Origin of the sequence: Kitasatospora arboriphila, assembly GCF_039528095.1 — a bacterium.
Classification (GTDB): Bacteria; Actinomycetota; Actinomycetes; order Streptomycetales; family Streptomycetaceae; genus Kitasatospora; species Kitasatospora arboriphila.
In genome coordinates this window covers 1-19854 of the sequence record NZ_BAAALD010000098.1, presented here as the reverse complement: position 1 = coordinate 19854, position 19854 = coordinate 1, and the positions used below count along the sequence as shown (strand labels likewise).

Genomic DNA, 19854 nt, shown 5'->3' with positions numbered 1-19854 from the left:
CGCTTCCGGATCCTGTCGGATCGGCGCGGGCACCGCTCAGGCGGCGACCTTGGCGATGAAGGCGGCGGTGTTGACGGCGAGCCGCTCGATCCGCTCCTCCAGGGTCAGCGACTCCGGCATGCGCGCGCCGGGGCCGAGCTCGCGCCGGCCGCGGACGTACAGCGAACAGGCCAGGTCGCTGCAGATGTAGGCGCCGACCGAGTTGCCCTGGCGGCCGGCGAGGCCGGCCCGCGGCGCGACCATCAGCGAGACGCCGCCGGTGTGCGTGGTGATGCACAGCGAGCAGATGCTGCGGCGGGCGCCCCAGGACGCGCCGGACGGGCAGCGCAGCACGACACCGGTCGGCCGCCCGTCGACCTCCGCGACCAGGTGGGCGCGGTCGGGCGCCTGCGGGTCGCGCCAGCCGAGCAGGTCCAGCTCCTCCCAGGGCCGGTCGGCGAGGTCCCGGGGGACGTACATGCGCTTGGCCTCGCCCTTGGTGCAGTTCAGGAAGGCGGCACGGATCTCGGAATCGGTCAACGGCTTCATGATGCGCAGGCTAATTTGCCTAAGACTCTTAGGCAAATGCATAATCGGTTACGGGAGACGGGAGAGTGCATATGGTTCGCGTGGGGCTCACCACGGAGCGGCTGGTACGGGCGGGCGCGGAGCTCGCCGACGAGGTCGGGTTCGACGAGGTGACCGTGACGGCACTGGCCCGCCGGTTCGACGTCAAGGTCGCCAGCCTCTACGCGCACCTGAAGAACTCCCAGGACCTGCGCACCCGGATCGCCCTCCTCGCCCTGGAGGAGCTCGCCGACGAGGTCGCCGACGCCCTCGCCGGACGGGCCGGGCGGGACGCGCTCGCCGCCTTCGCCGCCGCCTACCGCGACTACGCCCGCCGCCACCCCGGCCGCTACGCCGCCGCACAGCTGCGGCTCGACCCGGAGACGGCCGCCGCCAGCGCCGGCGTCCGGCACGCCCAGATGACCCGGGCCATCCTGCGCGGCTACGACCTCGCGGAGCCGGACCAGACGCACGCCGTCCGGATGCTCGGCAGCGTCTTCCACGGCTACGTCAGCCTGGAGGCCGCCGGCGGCTTCAGCCACACCCCGGTCGACCCGCAGCAGTCCTGGGACTGGATCGTCGACTCGCTGGACGCCGTGCTGCGCAGCCGCGCGGCGCACTGACCGCACACCCCCGCACGGTGTGGGCAGGGTCACCCTTACGGCGGATCCGTTCGGCCGCCTACGATCCTGAACGCGACCGCCCGCCGGCGGCCCGCCCCGCCCGCCGGCACCCCCTCGTCCGGCACGGCGGTCCAGCCCGAGGAGAGGTGCGCCTTGACCGCCCCCGCCGTTTCGCCCGACAGCTACTACCAGCGCACGGGCGAGCACCGCTACAAGCCCACGGCCCACGCGGGGGGCGCCTGGAACACCGAGGAGCAGCACTTCAGCCCGCTCGCCGGCCTGGTCGTGCACGCCATCGACCGGTACCTCGACGGGCGCCCCGCGACCGGCCTGGCGCTCGCCCGGATCAGCTACGACATCCTCGGCCGGCTCGCCCTCGACGAGTGCGAGATCACCGTGGAGAGCATCCGGCCGGGCCGCACCGTCGAACTCCTCGAGGCCGTCGTCACCATCGGGGACCGCCCGGTCGTCCGGGCCCGCGCCTGGCTGCTCGCCGTCCTCGACACGGCCGCCGTCGCGGACGCCCCGGGCGATCGGCTCGCCCCGCCCGAGGAGTTCGGCCCCTGGGCGATGGACGGGCTCTGGGACGGCGGCTACATCGCCTCGATCGAGGTGCGCCGCCGGGAGGCCGCGGCCGGACGGGCCGCCGCCTGGATCAGCACCCGGCACGGGCTGGTCGCCGGCGAGCCGAGCAGCCCGCTCGCCTCCTTCGTCGCCCTGGTGGACACCGCCAACGGCATCGCCGTGCAGCAGCCGCCGACCGCCTGGATGTACCCCAACACGGACCTGACCGTCCACCTCCACCGCACCCCCGAGGGCCCCTGGACGGGACTGGACACCACCGTCAGCTTCGGCCCGACCGGCCACGGCCTCACCAGCACCGTCCTCCACGACACCACCGGCCCGGTCGGCCACGCCCAGCAGATCCTCACCGTCCGCCCGCTCGCCGAGGACTAGGACGGGTCTTCAAAGGCGTACGGATGCCGAACAGGGGCGCGTGGGGCCCCTGAATCGACCGCCCGAGCGCCCTTGGAAGACGGTTCCCAGGACCTGTCTCCAGGGGGCGCTCGGGTGGTCACGTCAGGCGCGGCGGGCCTTGCGGGCCTTGCGGGCCTTGCGGGCCAGGAAGGTGAACACGGCCACGGACGCCAGTGCGCCGCCGAGCTGGAGCAGGGCCATGGCCATCACCGAGACCGTTCCGGGCAGGACGGCGAACAGCGGCCAGGCGAACAGCTGCACCAGCGAGGCCGGCGCCGTCAGCACCTGCGCCACCGCGGCCGCCCCGGGAACGGACGGCCCCAGCGCGACCGCCACCGCGGCCACCGCCAGGTAGGCGCGTCCCCACCAGGAGTCGGGCACGGCACGGGGCAGGCGGCACACCGCGGCAGCACAGATCATGCGCGGCATCCTGGCAGGCCGGACCTCCCCCGGCCAAGCGCGGATGAATCGTGACGGTGTTCATCGGCCCGGATCCGGCGCCCCGCGCGGCGAAGGCCCGGGCCGAGGTCGCGGCCGACGCGGTCGCGTTCTTCCGCCGCCACCTCGGCTGAGCCTCCGGCCGCCGGAGCGGTCCGACGGTGGCCACGGAGGGCGGCGGCGGGGAGGATACGCATGTGAACGCATCCGAGTCCCGAACCCTGGTGGTGCTGCGGCACGCGAAGTCCGCCTGGCCGGAGGGGGTGCCGGACGCCCGGCGGCCGCTCGGGCCGCGGGGCCTGCGGGACGCACCGGTCGCCGGCCGGTGGCTGCATGACCGGGGGCTGGTGCCGGAGGCCGTGGTCTGCTCCCCCGCCCTGCGCACCCGGCAGACCTTGGAGCTGGCCGCCGCCGGGTGGGACGAGGCGCCGCCGACGGAGTTCGACGAGCGGATCTACGCCGCCGACGGGGGCGAGCTGGTGGAGGTCGTCCGCGGGCTGGACGCGACCGTGGGGACGGCGCTGCTGGTCGGCCACCAGCCCGGGGTGCAGGACCTGGTGGAGTTCCTGGCCGCCGGGACGGGCGGCGAGGCCATGGCTCGGCTCCGGACGAAGTTCCCCACCAGCGGCATCGCCGTACTCGCCCTGGCCGGACCGTGGCGGGACGCCGCGGGGCGCGGCGCCCGGCTGCTGGACTTCGCCGTCCCGCGCGGCTGACCGCGCGTCGCGTCGCGGCCCGGGTCAGCCGGGTGCCCGGAGCGCGGGGTCGAGCACCCCGGTCGGGTCCCAGCCGACGGTCTCGTCGGCGGCGGCGAGGAAGTCCCGCTCGACGGGCCGCAGCGGTCGCGTACCGTGCGGGGGTGCGCATCCTCGGGTTGGTCTTCGCGGGCACCTCGACCGGTCACCGTGCGGCGACGGCGCGGTTCCTGCGGGAGACGCCGGGCCTGGCCCCGGCCGCGGTCGACGGGGTGGAGGCGGAGCCGTTCCGGCTGCCGGACGCCTCGGCCTTCGCGGGGGCCTCGCCGGGCGGGACGGGCGACACCGACCGGTCGGTGGGCTTCCTGGTCGACGACCTGGCCGGGGCGCTCGCCGAGCTGCGGGCCGCGGGCGTGCCGGTCGGCGCGGTCTCGGAGAACGCGCTGGAGCGGTACGCGCACTTCCGGGCGCCGGACGGGCACCTGTACGAGCTCGTGGAGCGCCGGGCCGCGGGCCGACCGCCGATCAGCGCGGCCGCAGGGCCCCTCCCATCCTGGCCAGTGCCTCCCGCAGGACGGCCGGCGGGGTCGCGAAGTTCAGCCGGACGCAGCCCTCGCCGCCGGTGCCGAACACGTGGCCGGAGCTGAGGGCGACCCGGGCCTCGTCGAGGAACATCCGGGCCGGGCCGGCCAGGTCGCCGACCACGCCGGGACTTCCGGCGGGGGTGTCGTCGTGCAGGCCGAGGTGGGTGAGGTCCAGCCAGGCGAGGTAGGTGCCCTCGGGCCGGCGGTACCGCACGCCGGGGAGGTGGTCGGCGACGAGCTGCCCGAGCAGGGTGCGGTTGGCGTCGAGTCCGGTGAGCAGGTCGTCGAGCCAGTGCGTGCCGTCGCGGAACGCCGCGGTGTGGGCGATCGCCCCGAGGTGGCTCGGGCCGTGGCCGACCTCCTCGGGCATCCGGCGCAGGTCGTCGGCGGCCTCGGGGCCCGCCACGGCCAGGGCGCACTTGAGGCCGGCCAGGTTCCAGGCCTTGGAGGCGGAGGTCAGGGCGAAGGCGTTCTCGGCGCCGGGCACGCTCAGGTAGGGGGTGAAGTGGGCCCCGGGCAGCACCAGCGGTGCGTGGATCTCGTCGGAGACCACCCGGACGCCGTGGTCGCGGGCGAGTGCGGCGACCGTCTCCAGTTCGGCGCGGGTGTGCACGGTGCCGGTGGGGTTGTGCGGGTTGCTCATCAGGAAGGCGGCGCGCCGGCCGCCGCTGCGGGCCCGGTGGAAGGCCTCGTCCAGGGCGGCGGGGTCGAGGCGCAGGTCGGGGCCGAGCGGTGCCTCGACGATGCGGCGGCCGTCGTGGCCGACGAAGGCGTAGAACGGCGGGTAGACCGGCGGGCAGAGGACGACCGCGTCGCCGGGCAGGGTGACCAGGCGGAGCGTTTCGACGATGCCCAGCATGACGTCGGGGACGAGGGCGGTGTGCTCGATCCGCAGGCCGTCCCACTTCCAGCGTTCGGCGGCGAAGGCCGCGAGTGCCTCGGCGTAGCCGGTGCCGTACGGGTAGCCGGTGTCACCGAGGTCGACGGCGCGGTGCAGGGCCTCGGCGACGGCGGGGGCGAGCGGGACGTCCATCTCGGCGACCCAGAGCGGCAGCACGTCCTCGGGGTGGGCGCGCCACTTCATGCTGGTGCGCCGGCGGAGGTCGTCCAGGGAGAGCCGGACGAGCGGGTCCGTCCGCTCGCCGTCGGCGCGCTCGGCGGCTGTCTGCTCGGTGGGTCCGGTCACGCGGTGCTCTCCTGCCGAGGGGGTGGCGGCGGTCGTGGCTGCGGCCGGGTCGGCCGCCCGCTGTGATGCCTTCCCCGCGGCACGGCGGGAGAACCTGCGGTGCGGGCGGCGGTCAGTGCGTGGGCGGCCCGCCCGGAAGGGGGTGGTCGCCCCACTCCCAGAACAGGCCGTAGACGCCGGGTTCGGTGGCGGGCAGGACGGCGCAGGCCTGGCCGGTCGGCGAGATGCGCAGTTCCTCCGGTCCCTGCGGCGGGGCGTCGTGGCAGGGGCGCCAGGCGAGCCGGCAGCCGCCGGGGAGCATCCGGCCGTCGAAGCGGGCGCGGCACCAGGTGCTTGCCGGGGAAGCGGACCATCCGCTCGTACTGGGTGGCGGGCCCGGCCTGCGGGTAGGCGTAGCTGTACTCGACGACCGCGGACCGGCCGGGCTGGAACGGCAGGTCGAAGAGGAGTTCGGAGACGGCGAGGCCGTGCTCGGGGTCGTAGCGGCGGCGGTCGTGACGGTTGCGGGGAGTGCACCGGTGCGCGGGGCGGTGTTCCGGGCGGATGCGGGTGGCGAGGAGGTCCCACCGCCGCCGGTCCGGGGGCTGCGGTGGGCGGCGGTGGGACGTCCGGGGGCCGGCCCGCGGACCGGCCGGGGCGGGGTCAGCGCACGACGGCGGGCGCGAGTGCGGCGGCGGCGAGCAGGGCGGGACTGCCGGTGCCGTCGGCGGGGACGCGCCACAGGGCGGAGCCGTCGTCGCTGGCCAGGGCGTAGGCGAGGGTGTGGTCGTCGAGCCAGAGGGCCTGGTCGTCGATGCTGCGCTGCTCGGCGGTCGCGGTCTCGGCCATGGTCTTCAGGTCGAGGACGTGGAGCCGCCAGGGTTCGTCCTCGGACAGGCCGGGGACGCGTTTCTTGTAGGCGATCCGGGTGCCGTCGGGCGACAGGGACGGGCATTCGACGTTGCCGTGCAGGGTGGTGAGGGTGTGTTCGACGGCGTTGCCGGCGACCAGCCAGGTCTTCCCGCCGCTGGCGAGGGTGGCGTGGAAGTGCTCGTCGTCGGCGAAGGTGACGCCCCAGATGTTGGTGTCGGGGGCCTGGTGGGGCTTGCCGTCGACGGTGGCGGTGTAGGTCTCCAGGTTCTCCTGGAGGGTCCAGGTGCGGGTGTCGAGGATCGAGGTGCGGGTGGAGAAGTCGGTGCCCGCGTAGGAGTCGCCGCCGACGAAGACCGTCCAGGCCACCATGTGCCCGGAGGGCGAGACCCTCGTCCGGGTGGGGATGCCGGCCAGGTCGTAGTGACGCAGTTCGTGCAGGTCGCGGTCGAGGATCGCGACGCGGTAGGTGTCCTGCAGGACGCCGTGGACGGCCTGCAGGCAGCTGCCGGTGCCGGCGGCGGCGTGGAAGCGCAGGCAGTCGGGGGCGGAGACGGTGCGGGTGGCGCCGGGGTGGTCGAGCGGGACGGAGGCCAGTTCGTCGCGGTGCGGGCCCCAGATCATGCTGCGGAAGACCAGGCGCGGCCCGTCGGGCCGGGGGCCGAGGGTGACGGTGCCGGGTTCGCTCGGCGGGTCGTCCGCCGATGCCCGGCGGTCCTGCCGGGTGGTGTCGGCGGCGCGCAGCACCGTCCAGGTGCCGGCGAGGAGGAGCAGGACGGTGGCGGTGACCAGGACGGTCAGCCGGCGGGCGAGGGTCATCGGGCCTCCTCCGGGCCGGGGTGGTCGGGCTGCGGGCCGAGGAGCCGGACGGCGGCCGCAGCGGCGATCGCGAGCGCGCCGGTCATCACGGCGAGCGCGGTGGTGTCCCCCCACCGGCTCCACAGCGCGCCGACCGCGATCGAGCCGGCGAACCGTCCGGCGGCCTGCCCGGTGCCGACCAGGGCGAGGCCGGCGCCGCGGCACTCCTCGGGCACGGTGCCCGCGGCGGCGGCGGCGAGCATGCCGTCGGTGGCCGCGTAGAACAGGCCGTGCAGGGCGAGGACTGCGGCGGCGAGCGGCACGCCGGTGCCGGGACGCAGGAGCAGCAGGGCGTAGCCGCCGAGCAGGGCGGCGTGGCCGAAGACGAAGGTGCGGCGGCGGCCGGTCTTGTCGCCGAGGGCTCCCAGGGGGACGGCGAGCAGCAGGTAGACGGCGGCGGTGCCGAGCGGCAGCAGCGGGAACCAGCCGGCGGAGAGGCCGAGGCGGCGCTGCAGCAGCAGGTAGACGAAGGAGTCGCTGACGGTGGCGAGTCCGAGCAGGGTCGCGCAGAGGGCGATCCGGCGCAGTCCGGGCAGCCGGAGGGTCTCCAGCGGCCGCAACCGGGCGACGCGCCCCGGTTCGGCGCGGCGCAGCAGGCGGCCGGGGACGAGCAGCACCAGGACGAGCACGCCGAGCGCCGCGACGCAGGAGCTGACGGTGAAGACCGCGTGGTAGCCGCCGGGTGCGGCGCGCAGGATCAGGAAGGCGAGCAGCGGACCGGTGAGGGCGCCGGCGGTGTCCATGGCGCGGTGGAGGCCGAAGGCGCGGCCGCGCTGCTCGGGCGGGGTGGCGAGGGAGATCATGGCGTCCCGGGGGGCCGTCCGCAGGCCCTTGCCGACCCGGTCGACGGCGAGGACGAGTCCGATCAGCGGGGTGGTACGGGTGAGCAGCAGCATCGGCTTGCAGAGGGCGGAGAGCCCGTAGCCGGCGGCGGCGACGGCCTTGTGGCTGCCGCCGCGGTCGCCGAGGAGTTCGCCGAGCAGCCGGACGGCGGTGGAGGCGCCGTTGTAGACGCCGTCGAGCAGTCCGAAGCCGAGCGGCGAGACGCCGAGGACGGTGACCAGGTAGAGGGGCAGGACGGCGGTGACCATCTCGGAGGAGATGTCGGTGATGAGGCTGACCGTCCCGAGGGCGAGGACGGTGCCGGCGATCCGCGCGGGCCGGCCCAGCCGGGCGGCCGGGGCGGCGGCGGGGGTGGCGGGGCGGGTGCAACGGCTGTCCGCGAGGTACACGGTCAGTTCCAGACGCCGGTGATGTCGGAGGCGCTGGCGGCCTTGCCGGCGTGGCTGCCGACCTCGGCGAGGTCCTCCAGGGTGCGGAGCATGTCGTAGTGGTTGTACTTGGTGGTGGGTGCCGATCCGGCCTTGACGGGCTGTCCGTACAGGACGGTGGGGATCTGGTTGCCGCTGTGCTTGTCGTCCTCGTCGTAGGTGATGACGAGCAGGCTGTTGTGGGTCTTGGCCCAGGAGGCGTAGGCGTCGAGGTTCTTCTTGAGCCAGCCGTCTCCGGTGCCGATCGAGCAGTCGTGCATGTCGGAGCAGAGGTTCGGGACGACGAACGAGACCTTGGGCAGCTCGGTGAAGTCGGTGGGGAACTGCGCGAAGGTCTTGCCGGTGCTGGTGGGGACGTTCTTGAAGGCGAACCAGGGGTTGTGCTTCTGCGCGTACTTGCCCTCCTTGCAGGTGGTGGAGCCCTCCTTGGGCAGGGACTCGTTGTAGCTGGCCCAGGTCTGCTTGGCGGCGATCAGCTCGGAGGCGAGGTTGGGGGCGGGCATCGACCCGACCTGGTAGCAGCCGTCGCCGGTGATGCCCTGGGTGCTGCCGGAGAAGACCGCGAAGTAGTTCGGCTGGCTGGGGTGGGTGATGCCGTACGAGGCCTTCAGCACGGCGCCGCCCTTGGCGAGCTGGTTGATGTACGGGGCGTCCTTGCTGCCGATGATCTGGCTGTAGGCGTGGTTCTCCATCATCACGACGACGACGTGGTCTGGCTTCGGCACGGTCGCCGAGGCCGAGGCGCTGTTGACGCCGGCGACGGTGGCCGCGACCCCGGCCGTCAGCGCCGCGGGCACCGCCAGGAGGATCGCGGCCTTGGTGCGGGTGCGGCGGTGCCGGTTCGGGCGAGCGTTGGACATGTCTGTCTCCAGGGGTGTGTAGGGGGATCGTCCGGGATCTGCGGGGCGCCTCCCACCGCCTCGGACGCGGCTCGACGTTCCTGTCCGCGGCCGGGGTGCGTCAAGGTCGGTGCGGTCGGCGCGGTGCCACCTGTCGAGGTCGGCCCAATTCGGTGGACGGCGGTTCCCTTGCGGGCGGGGAGTTCCGGGGTGATCGCCGTTCCGCGAGCCGGTTCAAAACTGTGGATTCGTCAACCGGTCGTCCTGCGGCGGGCTTCCGCGGCGGGGCCGCGGGGGCGGGTCAGCGGGCCGGCTGGCTTCCGGTGTAGAGCAGGCGGTTGGGGGTGCCCTTGTCGGCGTTGCCGATCTTTCCGGTGGTCGCGGCGCCGAGGAGCGCGCTCTGCACCTGGGCGGGGGTGGCGTCCGGGTGCGCCGAGAGGTACAGCGTGGCGGCACCGGTGACGTGCGGCGCGGCCATGGAGGTGCCGGTGAGCGAATTGGTGGCGCTGTCGCCGGTGTTCCAGGCGGAGACGATGCCGGTGCCGGGCGCGAACAGGTCGGTGCACGAGCCCCAGTTGGAGTCCGAGCGGCGCATGTCGTCGGAGGTCGCGTTGTTGACGACGATGGCCTCCGCGATGTCGCCGGGCGAGTTCTTGCACGCGTCGGAGTTGCTGTTGCCGGAGGAGACCACCCAGGTGACGCCCGAGGCGATCGAGCGCTTGATCGCCGTGTCCTCGGTGGCGCTGACCCCGCCGTTGATGCTCATGTTGACGACGGCCGGCTTGACGGCGTTCTTGGTGATCCAGTCGGCGGCGGCGACGATCGCCGAGGTCGAGGCGCTGTCGTGGCAGTCGGTCACCCGGACGGCGACCAGTTTGACGCCCTTGGCCACGCCGTAGTCCTTGCCGCCGACCGTGCCGGCCACGTGGGTGCCGTGGCCCAGGCAGTCGGCGCCCTTGCGGCCGTCGCCGACCTCGTCGACGCCGATCGAGGCCCGGCCCTGGAACTGGCCGTGGGTGGTGCGCAGTCCGCTGTCGACGAGGTAGACGGTCACGTTGGAGGCGGTGCCGGCGTAGCTGTAGCCGTGGTCCAGTGGCAGGTTCCGCTGGTCGATCCGGTCCAGCCCCCAGGAGGGCGGGTTCTGCTGGGTGGACGAGCGGTGCTGCACGGCGTCCTGTTCCACGTAGGCGACGGCCGGGTCGGCGGCGACCCGCTGCGCCTGGTCCGGCGTCATCTCGGCGGCGTAGCCGTGCAGCACGGTGTCGAAGACGGTGCGGACGGTGCCGCCGTGCTCCCGGGCGATCCTGGCGGCGGCCGGGGCGACCGCGGCGGCCTGCTGCGCCGCGCCGCCGGTGTTCTCGAACACCACCAGGTAGCGGCCGGAGATCGGTTCGGCGGCCGCGGCGCGGACCTTGCCGGTGGGCGGCGGCGCCGCGTCGGCGGAGGTGACCGCCACCGTGGGGCCCGCCGTGGCGGCGATCGTCCTGCGGCGTATGCGGTGGGCGCGGTGCTTGGGCACGGGTGACTCCCGTTCGGTGGAGCGTTGCTGTCCCGGACCGTCCGGGGCAGGAACGGTCTACTGCCGGCGCGCCCGGAACGGTGGCACAGGGAGGCCAGTGACGCGGACGGGCGCCCGCCGCGCCATGACCCTCCGTCACTTCCGTCCCGTCCGTTCTGGTGCGCCGGCCGCGGGACGTGCCACCATGCAGCCCACCGGCGCGCACCCGGCGCCGCGATCCGCACGGAGAGGCCGGCCCATTGACCGACGAGGACCTGGGGACGCACCTGGCCCGACTGGGCCTGACCCGGCGCCAGGCCGAGGTCTACGCGGCGCTGCTGGCCGGCGGGCCCTGCCGTCGCGAGGAGTTGGCCGGACGGCTCGGCGCCGGCCGCGGGACGGAGGAGCTGGACCTCCGGCTGGCCGAGTTGCGAAGACTCGGCCTGATCACGGAGGCCGGTTCGGAGGGCGGCGAGCACGCCCCGGTGGAGCCGTCCCTGGCGCTCGACCACCTGGCGCACACGCGCACGGCCGAGCTGCACCGGGCGCACCAGGCCGCCGTGAACGCCTACCGCGGCTACCGGCGCACCGTCAGCCCGCAGGCGACGGAGGACCTGCTGGAGGTGGTGACCGGACCGGCGGTCGCGGAGCGGATCTGGCAGATCGAGGCGGCGGCGGAGAGCGAGGTGCTGCGCTTCGACTCGCCGCCATACCACACGGACGGGTCGGCCAACCCGGTGGAGGAGCGCAACCTGCAGCGGGGCGTGGTCTACCGGGTGGTGTACTCGCGCTCGGCGGTGGAGAACACCGCCTACTACGACGCCAACATCCGGCCGTGCATCGCCGCCGGGGAGCAGGCGCGGGTGCTGCCGACGGTGCCGGTGAAGCTGACGGTCTTCGACGGTCGGCTGGCGATCGTGTCGATGTCGTTCGTGGAGGCGGAGGTCAACGACTCACTGCTGCTGGTACACCCGTCCAGCCTGCTGTCCGCGCTCACCGGCCTGTTCGAGACCTCGTGGCGGACGGCGCTGCCGATGCACCGGGGCAGCGGTTCGCCGCCGGGGCTCGGCCCGGTGCAGCGCCGCATCCTGGAGCTGCTCGCCACCGGCGTCACGGACGACACCATCGCCGAGCTCCTCGGGGTGAGCCGCCGGACGCTCTCCCGGCACCTGGAGCAGATCGGGGCCAGGGCCGGTTCGCGCACCCGCTTCCAGCTGGCCCTGCACGCGGCGCGCAACGGCTGGCTCTGATCCGGCCTCCGGTCACGGGTCACCGCTGACGGTCACCGCCGGCGGTCACCGCTCACGAAGCGCTCGGCCCCGGCCCGGCCCGGCCCGGCCCCGGCTCAGTCCCGGCTCAGCAGTCGGGCGACGTCGAGCGGGTCCTCCCCCAGCTCGACCAGGCGCTCGCCGAGGCGCCGGAGCTGGGCGTCCTTCTCGTGCTCGGTGGCGGCGACGTTCGCCAGCGCGGTGCGGGCGCCGTGCTCGACGCCGCCCTCGAACACCCGCCGCACGAAGAGGTCGGCGGCCGGGCGGGCCAGGCCGGGGGCCAGGGCCAGCAGTTCGTCGGTGTACGGCTCGGTGGGATCGGACTCCATGGCTTCATCAAACCCGCCGCGGCCCGTCCGGGGCGGCGCGACACGGCGCCGCACCCGGATGGCCGTCCACCCGGATGGCCGTCGCACCGGCCCGTCAGTAAGGGGTCCGCGGGGTGTGACACCCTTGGCTGCCATGGGCGAGCAGGACGCGGGCGGGCCTACGGAGGCCGCGCCGCTGCTGGTGGTGGACGCGGCCAACGTGGTGGGCTCGGTGCCGGACGGCTGGTGGCGGGACCGGCGGGGTGCGGCCGAACGGCTGCGCGACGCCCTGGTGCCGCTGGCCGGTGCGGGGCTGGGTGACGACCGCGCGGGGCTGCCGCCGTGGGCACGGACGGGTCCGCTGGAGGTGGTCCTCGTCGTGGAGGGCGCGGCCCGCGGCGTTCCCGGGCTGCCCCGCGTCCGGGTGGTCGAGGCGCCCGGAAGCGGCGACGACCAGGTGGTCGCCGTGGTCGAGCAGGCCGTGTCCGGCGTGCCGCCGCGCCGCTGTCTGGTCGTCACGGCGGACCGTGGCCTGCGTGACCGGGTGACCGCCCTCGGTGCCGAGGTCACCGGGCCCCGCACGGTCCGTCCGACCTGACCGCGTCCGGTCCGCTCCGGCCACGGACGACTCCGCCCTCTCCCGGCCGGTGCCCGTCGGTCGCCGTGACCGGCCGCCGCCCGAGTGGCGGTTCGCCGTGGAAGCCGTATGGTCTCGACCGTGAATCCGATCGACCGCCGGGGCCTCCTGCGGGCCGTGGGTCTCGGCGCGGTGGGTGCGGCCGCCGCGGCCTGTGCCGGCCGGGGCAGGGCGGCCCCCGCCGCGGCACACTCCTCCGGACCAGCCTCGCCGCCCCCGTCGCCGTCGCCGAGCCCGAGCGCGACGGCGTCGAGCCCTGCCGCGATGCCGCCGCTGCCGGCCGGCCTGCCCTTCCAGGTGTCCGCCGGCCCGCGGGACGGCCACAAGGTGGCGCTGACCTTCCACGGCCAGGGCAGTGCCGACATCGCGGAGGCGCTGCTCGCCGAGGCCGCCTCCGCCGGGGCTCGGATGACCGTGCTGGCGGTCGGCACCTGGCTGGACGACCAGCCGCAGATCGCCCGGCGCATCCTGGACGCCGGCCACGAGCTGGGCAACCACACCCTGAGCCACGGCAACCTCGCCTCGATGGGCGCGGACGCGGCGTACGCCGAGATCGCCGGCTGCGCGGAGCGGCTGGAGCGCCTGACCGGTTCGAAGGGCCGCTGGCTGCGGCCCTCGCAGACGGAGTACTGCACGCCCACCGTCATGGAGCAGGCCCGCAGGGCCGGGTACGAGCACTGCCTCGGGTACGACGTGGACTCGCTCGACTACACCGACCCGGGGCCGACCGCCGTCCACCGGAACGTCATGGACCGGATCAGGCCCGGCTCGGTGGTGAGCCTGCACTTCGGCCACCGGGGCACGGTGCTCGCACTGCCCGCCATCCTGCAGGACCTCGACGCCCGCGGGCTCCGCGCGGTCACCGCCTCCGAGCTGTTCGCCTGACGGCCCGACGGCCCGACGGCCGACCTGGGCGGTCGGCCGTCGGAGCCGGGTCGGGCCGGTACGGTCGGGCCGGTTCAGCGGGGCGTGCGGCTCACGCCGGGAACGCGTCCGCGTCCGGCTTGAGGAGCTGCCCGGGCCGGGGCGCGGTCCGGTCGACCAGGTACGAGGTGACCAGGGTGGTCAGGGCGGCGCTGCGGCCGACCGCGCAGTGCTCGACCACGTCGACGGTCACCAGCACGGCGTTGCCCAGTTCCTGCTGCATGCGCTGGGCGAAGGCGTAGCGGGTGGCGGGGTCGAAGGTGTTGCCGATCACCATGACCGGGGTGGCCGTCCTGCGGTTCCACGGGCCGGTGTACCGCTCGGAGGTGAGGGCCGGGGCGGGCCAGGTCGCGCACGGCGGCGCGTCGAAGGCCTGGTACCGGCCGAAGGTCGGCGACTCCAGCTCCCAGGCGCGGGCCACCAGCGGGAACAGCTGCGGGGCCGGCGGGAAGGGCTTGTCCTGGCAGTTGACGGCGTAGTAGGAGTCGTCGGAGCTGTACGGGGTGTCCGCCGGGGCCTCCCGCAGGGCGGCCGGGGCGGGCGTCGCCAGCAGCTTCGCCTCCTCGGCGGAGGGCGCGGCGCCGAGCGTCTGCTGCGGGTTCACCACCTGGTGCAGTGCCTGGAGCGAGCGGGCCAGCGGTGCCTGGCGGGTCTGGGCGTAGAGGGCGTTGGCGACCTGGCTGGTGAAGGTGGACAGGGTCACGGTGGAGCCGTCCGGCAGGGTGACCGGCGCGGTGCGCAGGTGGTCGCGCAGGGCGTCGAACTTGGCCCGGGTGTCGGAGCCGGCGAAGGCGCAGCGCGGCGCGCCCGCCGCCTGGCAGCGCCTGAGGTACTCGCCGAGGGCGAGTTCGAAGCCGGTGGCGCGCTGCCGGTCGTACTCGAGGCCGTTGCGCAGGCGCAGTTGCGGGTCGACGTTGCCGTCGACGATCAGCGCACGCACCTTGTCGGGGTACATGTTGGCGTAGGTGGCGCCGATCAGGGTGCCGTAGGAGAAGCCGGCGTAGGTGAGTCCGGTGTCGCCAACGGCCTGCCGCATCCGGTCGAGGTCGCGGACGACGTTCATGGTGGACATGTGCTTGACCAGTTCGCCGGCGTTGCGGGCGCAGGCGTCGGTGTAGTCCTTGTCGGCGGCGAGGGTGCCGCTGATCTCGTCCCGGGTGACCGGTACGCCGACCGCGCGGTCGAAGACGGCGGCCGCCTCCTCGTCGGTGGTGAAGCACTTGAGGGGGTTGCTCCGGGCGACGCCGCGCGGGTCGAAGCCGATCAGGTCGAAGCTGTCCGTGACGCGGGGCTCGAACCTGGTGGTGGTGGCCCAGAGGTACCCGCTGCCGCCGGGGCCGCCGGGGTTGAGGAAGAGCGAGCCGATCCGCTTGGCCGGGTTCCCGGCGCGGCGGCGCATCATCGCGATGCCGATCTTCTCGCCGGACGGGTGCGCGTAGTCGAGGGGAACGGGGTAGACGGCGCAGTCGTAGATCTTCGGGTCGGGCTTGGACGGGTCGGGGTTGCACGGTGTCCAGGCGACCGGCTCCACCGTGGCCGGCGCCCGGTCCGGTGCGGCCGAGGCGGTGGCGGCCGTGCCGGTGACGAGGGCGAGCGCGCTGGTGAGCGCGACGGCCAGGGTTGACAGGCGTAACAAGGGACCTCCCGGTGTCGGCAAACCCGACCAGCGTGCCAGCCCGCCGCCGCCAGGGGAAGACGCGTACACGACATGCCCGGTGACGCACCGTCGGCCGGAGCCCGCCGGAGCCGTCCCCGCGTTCGGACGATGCCGCCGTCGGCGCGGAGCACCCCGCCGTTGACCCGGTGGCCCGGGGCTCGCCAGGAAGGCGACGACCTCGGCGATGTCCTGCGGGGTGCCGAGCCGCTGCAGCGGCGGCCGGGCGGCGAGGCGGGCGATCGTCTCCTCGTCCTTGCCGTGCAGGAACCGGTCGGTGGCGGTCGGACCGGGCGCGACCGCGTCGACCGTGGTGTCGCGGCCGCGCAGCTCGCGCGCCAGGATCAGGCTCATCGCCTCGACGGCCCGCCCTCTTCGCCGACCCCGGGCTCTCCCGCCGGATGCGCGACGCCGTCTTCGCCCAGGTCCTCGCCGAACCGGCCGCCCCCGACGACGGGGCCCGCTGCGCACCGCCGCCCTGCGCCTGCACGCCCAGCTCGGCCCGGCCGCCGGCAGCGCCCTGGAGCCGGCCGAGACCACCCTCCTCCGGCGCCGGCTGGAACGCCTCGCCGCGGACGGACGGACGGCGCGCCCCCGCGCCGACCTGCCGGCTCAGCCCTTGGGCTGGGTGAAGCGGAGGCTGTTGCCGAACGGGTCGCGCAGACCGCAGTCGATGCCGTACGGCCGCTCGGTGGGCTCCTCGGTGAACTCGACGCCGCGGCCGAGCAGCGTCTCGTAGGTCTTGCGGCAGTCGTCGGTGCTGAAGATCAGCGAGCCGCCCGTGGCGCCCTTGGCGACGAGTTCGCGGACCTGCTGCGCGGTCTCCTCGGACATGGCCGGCGGGCCCGGCTTCTCCAGCAGGATCTGGCGGTCCGGGTGGCCGGGGACGTTGACCGTCAGCCAGCGCATGAAGCCCAGGTCGACGTCGGCCGCGACCTCCAGGCCGAGCTTGCCGACGTAGAAGTCGAGGGCCTCGTCCTGGTCGAGGACGTAGATCTGCGAGTGCGTGATGGAGGTGAACATGGGGACCACGCTAGGGCCGGACCGGACGGAATACTTATCCGAAACTGCGCTCCTCGCCGCGGGGCGCGGCGATCCGGATCACGTGTGCGGCCGCGTCCACGCCATCGTGAAGCAGGTCGGCACGTCGGCGGCCACCGCCGCCCTGCGGTACTCCCTCGGCGACCGGCCGACGATGTCGCGGAAGGTGCGGCTGAACGTCCCCGTGCTGCCGAACCCGACCTCGTAGCAGATGTCCGTCACGCTGCGGTCCGTCTCCCTGAGCAGGAACATCGCCCGCTCGACCCGGCGGCGCTGCAGGTAGCGGTGCGGCGTCTCGCCGAACACCGTCCGGAAGGTGCGGGCGAAGTGCGCCGGGGAGACGTGCGCGATCCGGGCCAGGGCCGGGACGTCCAGCGGCTGCGCGTACCGGCGGTCCATCGTGTCCCGGGCCCGGAGCATGCGGCGGTTGGTGTCTTCGGCGGCGCGGCTCACAGCGCCATCACACCACGTCCCCGGCCTGCGGCGACAGGCCCGCCGGGCGGCGTCCGGCACCGGCCGCGCCCCCGATGCGCGGACGGATCGGGCTGATGCCCCGTCACCCCGATGGACGCCATGTGCACGCCCACCGCCGCCCTCCCCCGGACACCCCTCGCCACCTGCACGGACACCGGCTCCCGGCGTGCGACGCGCCGTCACGGGCGGCCCCGCCGACCGACCGCCGGGTTGCCGCACTGACGGTCCGTCGGTTTCCTCGGGCAGAGGGCACGGCACAGCACCCGGCAGACGGCCCGGCCACGTGCCCGTCGGAGGACATCCATGCAGATTGCACGCGTCGCCATCGGTTCCGCCCTGGCACTCGGCGCCCTCGCCCTGACCGCTCCCACCGCCGCCGCGGACGACTCCGGGATCCGCATCGGCCCCGGGCACGCGAGCCCCGGCTCTACCGTCACCGTCAGCACGACGGCCTGCGGCCCCGACGTCACCTACGGCAAGGGCGAGTCCGAGGTCGGCGGCCAGTTCCACCTCTTCGAGGGCGACCGCGCGGGCGTGCTGGTCGGCACCTTCGAGGTGCCCGAGGACGCCGCGCCCGGCGCCAGCAAGGTCACCGTCAAGTGTCCGCCGCGGATCCAGATGACCGACACCGTCGAGATCACCCGCCGGCCCAGCGGCCCGGTCGCCGCCGGACTCGGCGGCGCGGCGGACACCGACGGCAGCCGGATCGCCCTGGGCGGCCTGCTGGTGGCCGGTGCCGCGGTCGGCGGTGCGGTCAAGGCGCGCCGCCGCCTGCGCCTCGGTCAGCGCTGACCCATCCGGGCTGCGTGAAAAGGGGCGCGTGGGGGCACCTCGCGCGCCCCTGAATCGACCACCCGAGTGCCCTTCCGAAGACAGCGGAGGCGTGATCTCCATGGACACCGGCCCCGGCAGCCCGGCCACCGCGCGCCGTCCCACGCCGTCGACCGTCCTGCTGGGCTGCGCCCTCACGGTGGGCCTCCTGCTGGTGGGCCGGGGAGCGCACCCCGAGCACCCGCCCCAGCCCTCGGCCGCCCAGGCCTTCCCCACCCCCGCACTGACCGCCCCGCCGACCCGCGCTCCCCCGGCCGTCCCGGCGCCCGCCGCGCCGGCCGCGCCGCCGGCCTCCTCCGCGTCGCCGACCCCGGCCACGTCGCCGACCCCGGCCGCGCCGGACGCCGTCCGTGCGCTGCCCCCCTCGGACCCGGTCCGGCTGCGGATCCCCGCCGTCGGGGTGAACGCCCCGATGACCAGGCTGGACCTGGACGCGGCGGGAGCACTGCAGCCCCCGCCCGCCGACCGGCCGGACCTCGCCGGCTGGTACGGCGGCGGTGCCACCCCCGGCTCGTCCGGCACCGCCGTCCTGGCCGGCCACGTGGACACCCGTACCGGCCCCGCCGTCTTCTTCCGGCTCGGCGCCCTCACCAAGGGCAGGACCGTCGAGGTCGAGCGGGCCGACGGCCGCACCGCGGTGTTCACCGTCGACGCCGTCGAGGTCTACGACAAGAAGTCCTTCCCCGACGCGAAGGTGTACGGCAACACCTCCGGGCTGCCCGAGCTCCGGCTGATCACCTGCGGCGGCGGCTTCACCAAGCGCACCGGCTACCTCGGCAACGTCGTCGTCTACGCCACCCTCTCCGCCGTCGAGGGGTGACCCGGACCGGCCGGGAAGCGCTCCCCCTTTCGCCTGCTGAGACGGTCCAGCGGAGCGGGGAGCACCTGTGCCAGAGTCGGCGCCGGGCGGCCTGGGCCCGGGGCCAGGTCATGGTTGGGCCACAGGCCGCCCGCATCCTCAGATGCCTCCGCGGACACGACCGGCCCTGCCCGCAGTCATCCCGCACGGGGCCGGTCGGCCGCGCGCGGGGCGCGGTGCAGCGCCCGGCCGATCCGGCGGCCCGCCACCAGGTGGACCAGCACCGCGCCCGCGGTGTTGAGCAGCACGTCGTCGATGTCGAAGGCCCGGCCCGGCACCAGCACGGCCTGTGCGCACTCCACCAGCACCATCGTCACCGCGGTCAGCAGTGTGACCCGAAGCAGTCCGCCGACCCGCCGCGACAGCAACGGCAGCAGGATCCCGAACGGCGCCCCGAGCAGCAGGTTCCCGCCGACCTGCTTGACCGCCTCGCGGACGGCGGGCCGGTCGAGGTACAGCTCCAGGGTGGATCCGGGCCTGAGGTTGGCGTGGACGAGGCCGCGCGACCCCGGTTGCGGAACGAGCGTGGCCCGGGCGAGCACCACCGCGAACAGCACGGTCGCCGCCAGGGCGACCAGGAGCACCAGCAGCCGTACCAGCGCGGGCACCACGCCGGGTCGGTGCAGGAACGGCAGCGGCCGCTGCGGTTCCCGCGGTCGCCGCTTCCCGGTACGGCGCGCTGCCGTGCCCTCCGCCCGCAACCGCACCACCACCGCGGCGGCCGGGCCACCGCCCGGACTCCCGCCCGAACCGGTCGTGCCGCTGCCCGTCACCGTGCGTCTCAAGACCATCGCCCCGCCCTCCCCGGATCCCGCGCGCCGGTGTCCCGGCCGGTCTGCGTGTAACCCGTGACGGCGATTCGACACCCCGTCAGTGGACGACCGCGTCGGTGCACGGCACGACCGCGTCAGTGCACGACGACCGCGGCCGTGCCGTGCAGGACCAGCCCCCGCACCCGGGCGGCCTCCAGGCTGCGGCCGAAGGCCTCCGCCTGCTGCATCGGGTCAAGGCCCATCAGTCCGGGCGGCCAGGTGCCGGGCGGGACGACGAGGACCAGCACCCCGGGCGGTTCCGCCGCCGCGGCCAGCCACACCGGGGACGCCTGCACCGGGGGGTGCGGCTCCCAGACCCCGCGGCCGCCGACCATCACCAGCCGTTCGAACCAGCCGTCGCTGACCTCCACCACGCCGGTGGTGGCCGGCGGGTCGCCGGCGGCGAGGACGAACCCGCTGTCCATCGCGTCCGCGACGAGTTCGCCGTACCAGTCCTGCCCGACCTCGACGATCGCCTCCGCCGCCGACCTGCCGTCCGGCCCCTCGCGCACCGCCAGCGCCCACACCATCGGCGCGGCCCGTCGCCCACCACCACTCGGATCATCCGCCACACCCTCCCAACGAGCCAGAACCGGAAAGTGCACACCCCGGCCACCGAACGGCCGCACCTGGACTTCCGTCCCGACGACCGGGCGGCCGCGGACGAGCGGCTGCGCGACC

Annotated in this window: 22 protein-coding genes; 8 read left to right on the top strand and 14 right to left on the bottom strand. The window is 74.9% G+C overall.

Annotation, left to right across the window (positions count from 1 at the left end):
• Nucleotides 1-36: 36 nt before the first annotated feature.
• Entirely contained in the window at nt 37-528 is a 492-nt protein-coding gene (locus ABD353_RS32875; protein WP_344627346.1) for an FBP domain-containing protein, read from the bottom strand.
• A 71-nt stretch (nt 529-599) separates the two neighbouring features.
• On the opposite strand from ABD353_RS32875, the gene ABD353_RS32870 reads away from it, so the two are divergent.
• Together ABD353_RS32870 and ABD353_RS32865 are read left to right on the top strand one after the other, a co-directional pair.
• Nucleotides 600-1169 carry a TetR/AcrR family transcriptional regulator gene (locus tag ABD353_RS32870; protein ID WP_344627345.1) on the top strand — a complete coding sequence of 190 codons (570 nt, stop codon included), beginning with the start codon at nt 600-602 and terminating at the stop codon, nt 1167-1169.
• Between the two features lie 153 nt (nt 1170-1322).
• The gene (locus ABD353_RS32865) at nt 1323-2126 is read left to right on the top strand and encodes a thioesterase family protein (RefSeq protein ID WP_344627344.1); all 804 of its coding nucleotides are present in this window, start codon (nt 1323-1325) and stop codon (nt 2124-2126) included.
• A 123-nt stretch (nt 2127-2249) separates the two neighbouring features.
• Here the strand turns inward: ABD353_RS32865 and ABD353_RS32860 are convergent, their stop codons facing one another.
• Complete coding sequence (locus ABD353_RS32860) at nt 2250-2567, bottom strand: hypothetical protein (RefSeq protein WP_344627343.1); 318 nt, start codon at nt 2565-2567, stop codon at nt 2250-2252.
• A gap of 215 nt (nt 2568-2782) precedes the next feature.
• On the opposite strand from ABD353_RS32860, the gene ABD353_RS32855 reads away from it, so the two are divergent.
• Nucleotides 2783-3301, top strand: a complete 519-nt coding sequence (locus ABD353_RS32855; protein ID WP_344627342.1) for a SixA phosphatase family protein — start codon at nt 2783-2785, stop codon at nt 3299-3301.
• 504 nt (nt 3302-3805) lie between these two features.
• Here ABD353_RS32855 and ABD353_RS32850 read toward each other — a convergent pair.
• The 6 genes from ABD353_RS32850 to ABD353_RS32825 form a co-directional block, all read right to left on the bottom strand.
• Complete coding sequence (locus ABD353_RS32850) at nt 3806-5050, bottom strand: MalY/PatB family protein (RefSeq protein ID WP_344627341.1); 1245 nt, start codon at nt 5048-5050, stop codon at nt 3806-3808.
• 112 nt (nt 5051-5162) lie between these two features.
• Complete coding sequence (locus ABD353_RS32845; RefSeq protein WP_344627340.1) at nt 5163-5351, bottom strand: hypothetical protein; 189 nt, start codon at nt 5349-5351, stop codon at nt 5163-5165.
• Between the two features lie 341 nt (nt 5352-5692).
• A complete protein-coding gene (locus ABD353_RS32840) occupies nt 5693-6718 on the bottom strand; it encodes a TolB-like translocation protein (RefSeq protein WP_344627339.1) in 1026 nt (341 codons plus the stop codon).
• Nucleotides 6715-7989 (bottom strand): MFS transporter, encoded by a 1275-nt coding sequence (locus ABD353_RS32835; protein WP_344627338.1) that lies wholly within the window; start codon nt 7987-7989, stop codon nt 6715-6717. The genes ABD353_RS32840 and ABD353_RS32835 overlap by 4 nt, the downstream gene beginning before the upstream one ends.
• A gap of 2 nt (nt 7990-7991) precedes the next feature.
• The gene (locus ABD353_RS32830) at nt 7992-8888 is read right to left on the bottom strand and encodes an alkaline phosphatase family protein (protein WP_344627337.1); all 897 of its coding nucleotides are present in this window, start codon (nt 8886-8888) and stop codon (nt 7992-7994) included.
• A gap of 280 nt (nt 8889-9168) precedes the next feature.
• Nucleotides 9169-10386: a S8 family peptidase gene (locus ABD353_RS32825; protein WP_344627336.1), complete on the bottom strand. Its 1218-nt coding sequence runs from the start codon at nt 10384-10386 to the stop codon at nt 9169-9171.
• Nucleotides 10387-10625: 239 nt separating this feature from the next.
• Here ABD353_RS32825 and ABD353_RS32820 point away from each other — a divergent pair, with 239 nt between their 5' ends.
• The gene (locus ABD353_RS32820; RefSeq protein WP_344627335.1) at nt 10626-11615 is read left to right on the top strand and encodes a helix-turn-helix transcriptional regulator; all 990 of its coding nucleotides are present in this window, start codon (nt 10626-10628) and stop codon (nt 11613-11615) included.
• A 95-nt stretch (nt 11616-11710) separates the two neighbouring features.
• Here ABD353_RS32820 and ABD353_RS32815 read toward each other — a convergent pair whose 3' ends face one another.
• A complete protein-coding gene (locus ABD353_RS32815) occupies nt 11711-11962 on the bottom strand; it encodes a hypothetical protein (RefSeq protein WP_344627334.1) in 252 nt (83 codons plus the stop codon).
• A 133-nt stretch (nt 11963-12095) separates the two neighbouring features.
• On the opposite strand from ABD353_RS32815, the gene ABD353_RS32810 reads away from it, so the two are divergent.
• Together ABD353_RS32810 and ABD353_RS32805 are read left to right on the top strand one after the other, a co-directional pair.
• Entirely contained in the window at nt 12096-12539 is a 444-nt protein-coding gene (locus tag ABD353_RS32810; RefSeq protein ID WP_344627333.1) for an NTP pyrophosphohydrolase, read from the top strand.
• 303 nt (nt 12540-12842) lie between these two features.
• Entirely contained in the window at nt 12843-13463 is a 621-nt protein-coding gene (locus ABD353_RS32805) for a polysaccharide deacetylase family protein (RefSeq protein ID WP_344627332.1), read from the top strand.
• A gap of 91 nt (nt 13464-13554) precedes the next feature.
• Here ABD353_RS32805 and ABD353_RS32800 read toward each other — a convergent pair whose 3' ends face one another.
• The 3 genes from ABD353_RS32800 to ABD353_RS32790 all read right to left on the bottom strand — a co-directional run bounded on the left by ABD353_RS32800 (nt 13555) and on the right by ABD353_RS32790 (nt 16650).
• Nucleotides 13555-15510, bottom strand: coding sequence for an alpha/beta fold hydrolase (locus ABD353_RS32800; RefSeq protein WP_344627331.1), 1956 nt, complete (start codon nt 15508-15510; stop codon nt 13555-13557).
• Nucleotides 15511-15768: 258 nt separating this feature from the next.
• A complete protein-coding gene (locus ABD353_RS32795; RefSeq protein WP_344627330.1) occupies nt 15769-16179 on the bottom strand; it encodes a VOC family protein in 411 nt (136 codons plus the stop codon).
• A 78-nt stretch (nt 16180-16257) separates the two neighbouring features.
• On the bottom strand, nt 16258-16650 hold the full coding sequence (locus tag ABD353_RS32790; RefSeq protein WP_344627329.1) for a helix-turn-helix domain-containing protein: 393 nt from the start codon (nt 16648-16650) through the stop codon (nt 16258-16260).
• A gap of 324 nt (nt 16651-16974) precedes the next feature.
• Between ABD353_RS32790 and ABD353_RS32785 the strand changes: the two genes are divergently transcribed.
• Both ABD353_RS32785 and ABD353_RS32780 read left to right on the top strand, forming a co-directional pair.
• Entirely contained in the window at nt 16975-17463 is a 489-nt protein-coding gene (locus tag ABD353_RS32785) for a sortase (RefSeq protein WP_344627328.1), read from the top strand.
• 100 nt (nt 17464-17563) lie between these two features.
• Entirely contained in the window at nt 17564-18322 is a 759-nt protein-coding gene (locus ABD353_RS32780) for a class F sortase (RefSeq protein WP_344627354.1), read from the top strand.
• Between the two features lie 176 nt (nt 18323-18498).
• Here the strand turns inward: ABD353_RS32780 and ABD353_RS32775 are convergent, their stop codons facing one another.
• On the bottom strand, nt 18499-18972 hold the full coding sequence (locus ABD353_RS32775; protein ID WP_344627327.1) for a VanZ family protein: 474 nt from the start codon (nt 18970-18972) through the stop codon (nt 18499-18501).
• 296 nt (nt 18973-19268) lie between these two features.
• Nucleotides 19269-19854 (bottom strand): hypothetical protein (locus ABD353_RS32770; protein WP_344627326.1); only part of this gene is annotated, 586 nt, incomplete at its 5' end.

Coding starts and splice junctions, on each gene's coding strand:
- ABD353_RS32875 (WP_344627346.1), bottom strand. CDS start 528: ATGAAGCCGTTGACCGATTCCGAGATCCGTGCCGCCTTCCTGAACTGC.
- ABD353_RS32870 (WP_344627345.1), top strand. CDS start 600: ATGGTTCGCGTGGGGCTCACCACGGAGCGGCTGGTACGGGCGGGCGCG.
- ABD353_RS32860 (WP_344627343.1), bottom strand. CDS start 2,567: ATGATCTGTGCTGCCGCGGTGTGCCGCCTGCCCCGTGCCGTGCCCGAC.
- ABD353_RS32845 (WP_344627340.1), bottom strand. CDS start 5,351: ATGCTCCCCGGCGGCTGCCGGCTCGCCTGGCGCCCCTGCCACGACGCC.
- ABD353_RS32840 (WP_344627339.1), bottom strand. CDS start 6,718: ATGACCCTCGCCCGCCGGCTGACCGTCCTGGTCACCGCCACCGTCCTG.
- ABD353_RS32830 (WP_344627337.1), bottom strand. CDS start 8,888: ATGTCCAACGCTCGCCCGAACCGGCACCGCCGCACCCGCACCAAGGCC.
- ABD353_RS32815 (WP_344627334.1), bottom strand. CDS start 11,962: ATGGAGTCCGATCCCACCGAGCCGTACACCGACGAACTGCTGGCCCTG.
- ABD353_RS32810 (WP_344627333.1), top strand. CDS start 12,096: ATGGGCGAGCAGGACGCGGGCGGGCCTACGGAGGCCGCGCCGCTGCTG.
- ABD353_RS32805 (WP_344627332.1), top strand. CDS start 12,843: ATGCCGCCGCTGCCGGCCGGCCTGCCCTTCCAGGTGTCCGCCGGCCCG.
- ABD353_RS32800 (WP_344627331.1), bottom strand. CDS start 15,510: ATGAGCCTGATCCTGGCGCGCGAGCTGCGCGGCCGCGACACCACGGTC.
- ABD353_RS32795 (WP_344627330.1), bottom strand. CDS start 16,179: ATGTTCACCTCCATCACGCACTCGCAGATCTACGTCCTCGACCAGGAC.
- ABD353_RS32785 (WP_344627328.1), top strand. CDS start 16,975: ATGCAGATTGCACGCGTCGCCATCGGTTCCGCCCTGGCACTCGGCGCC.
- ABD353_RS32780 (WP_344627354.1), top strand. CDS start 17,564: ATGGACACCGGCCCCGGCAGCCCGGCCACCGCGCGCCGTCCCACGCCG.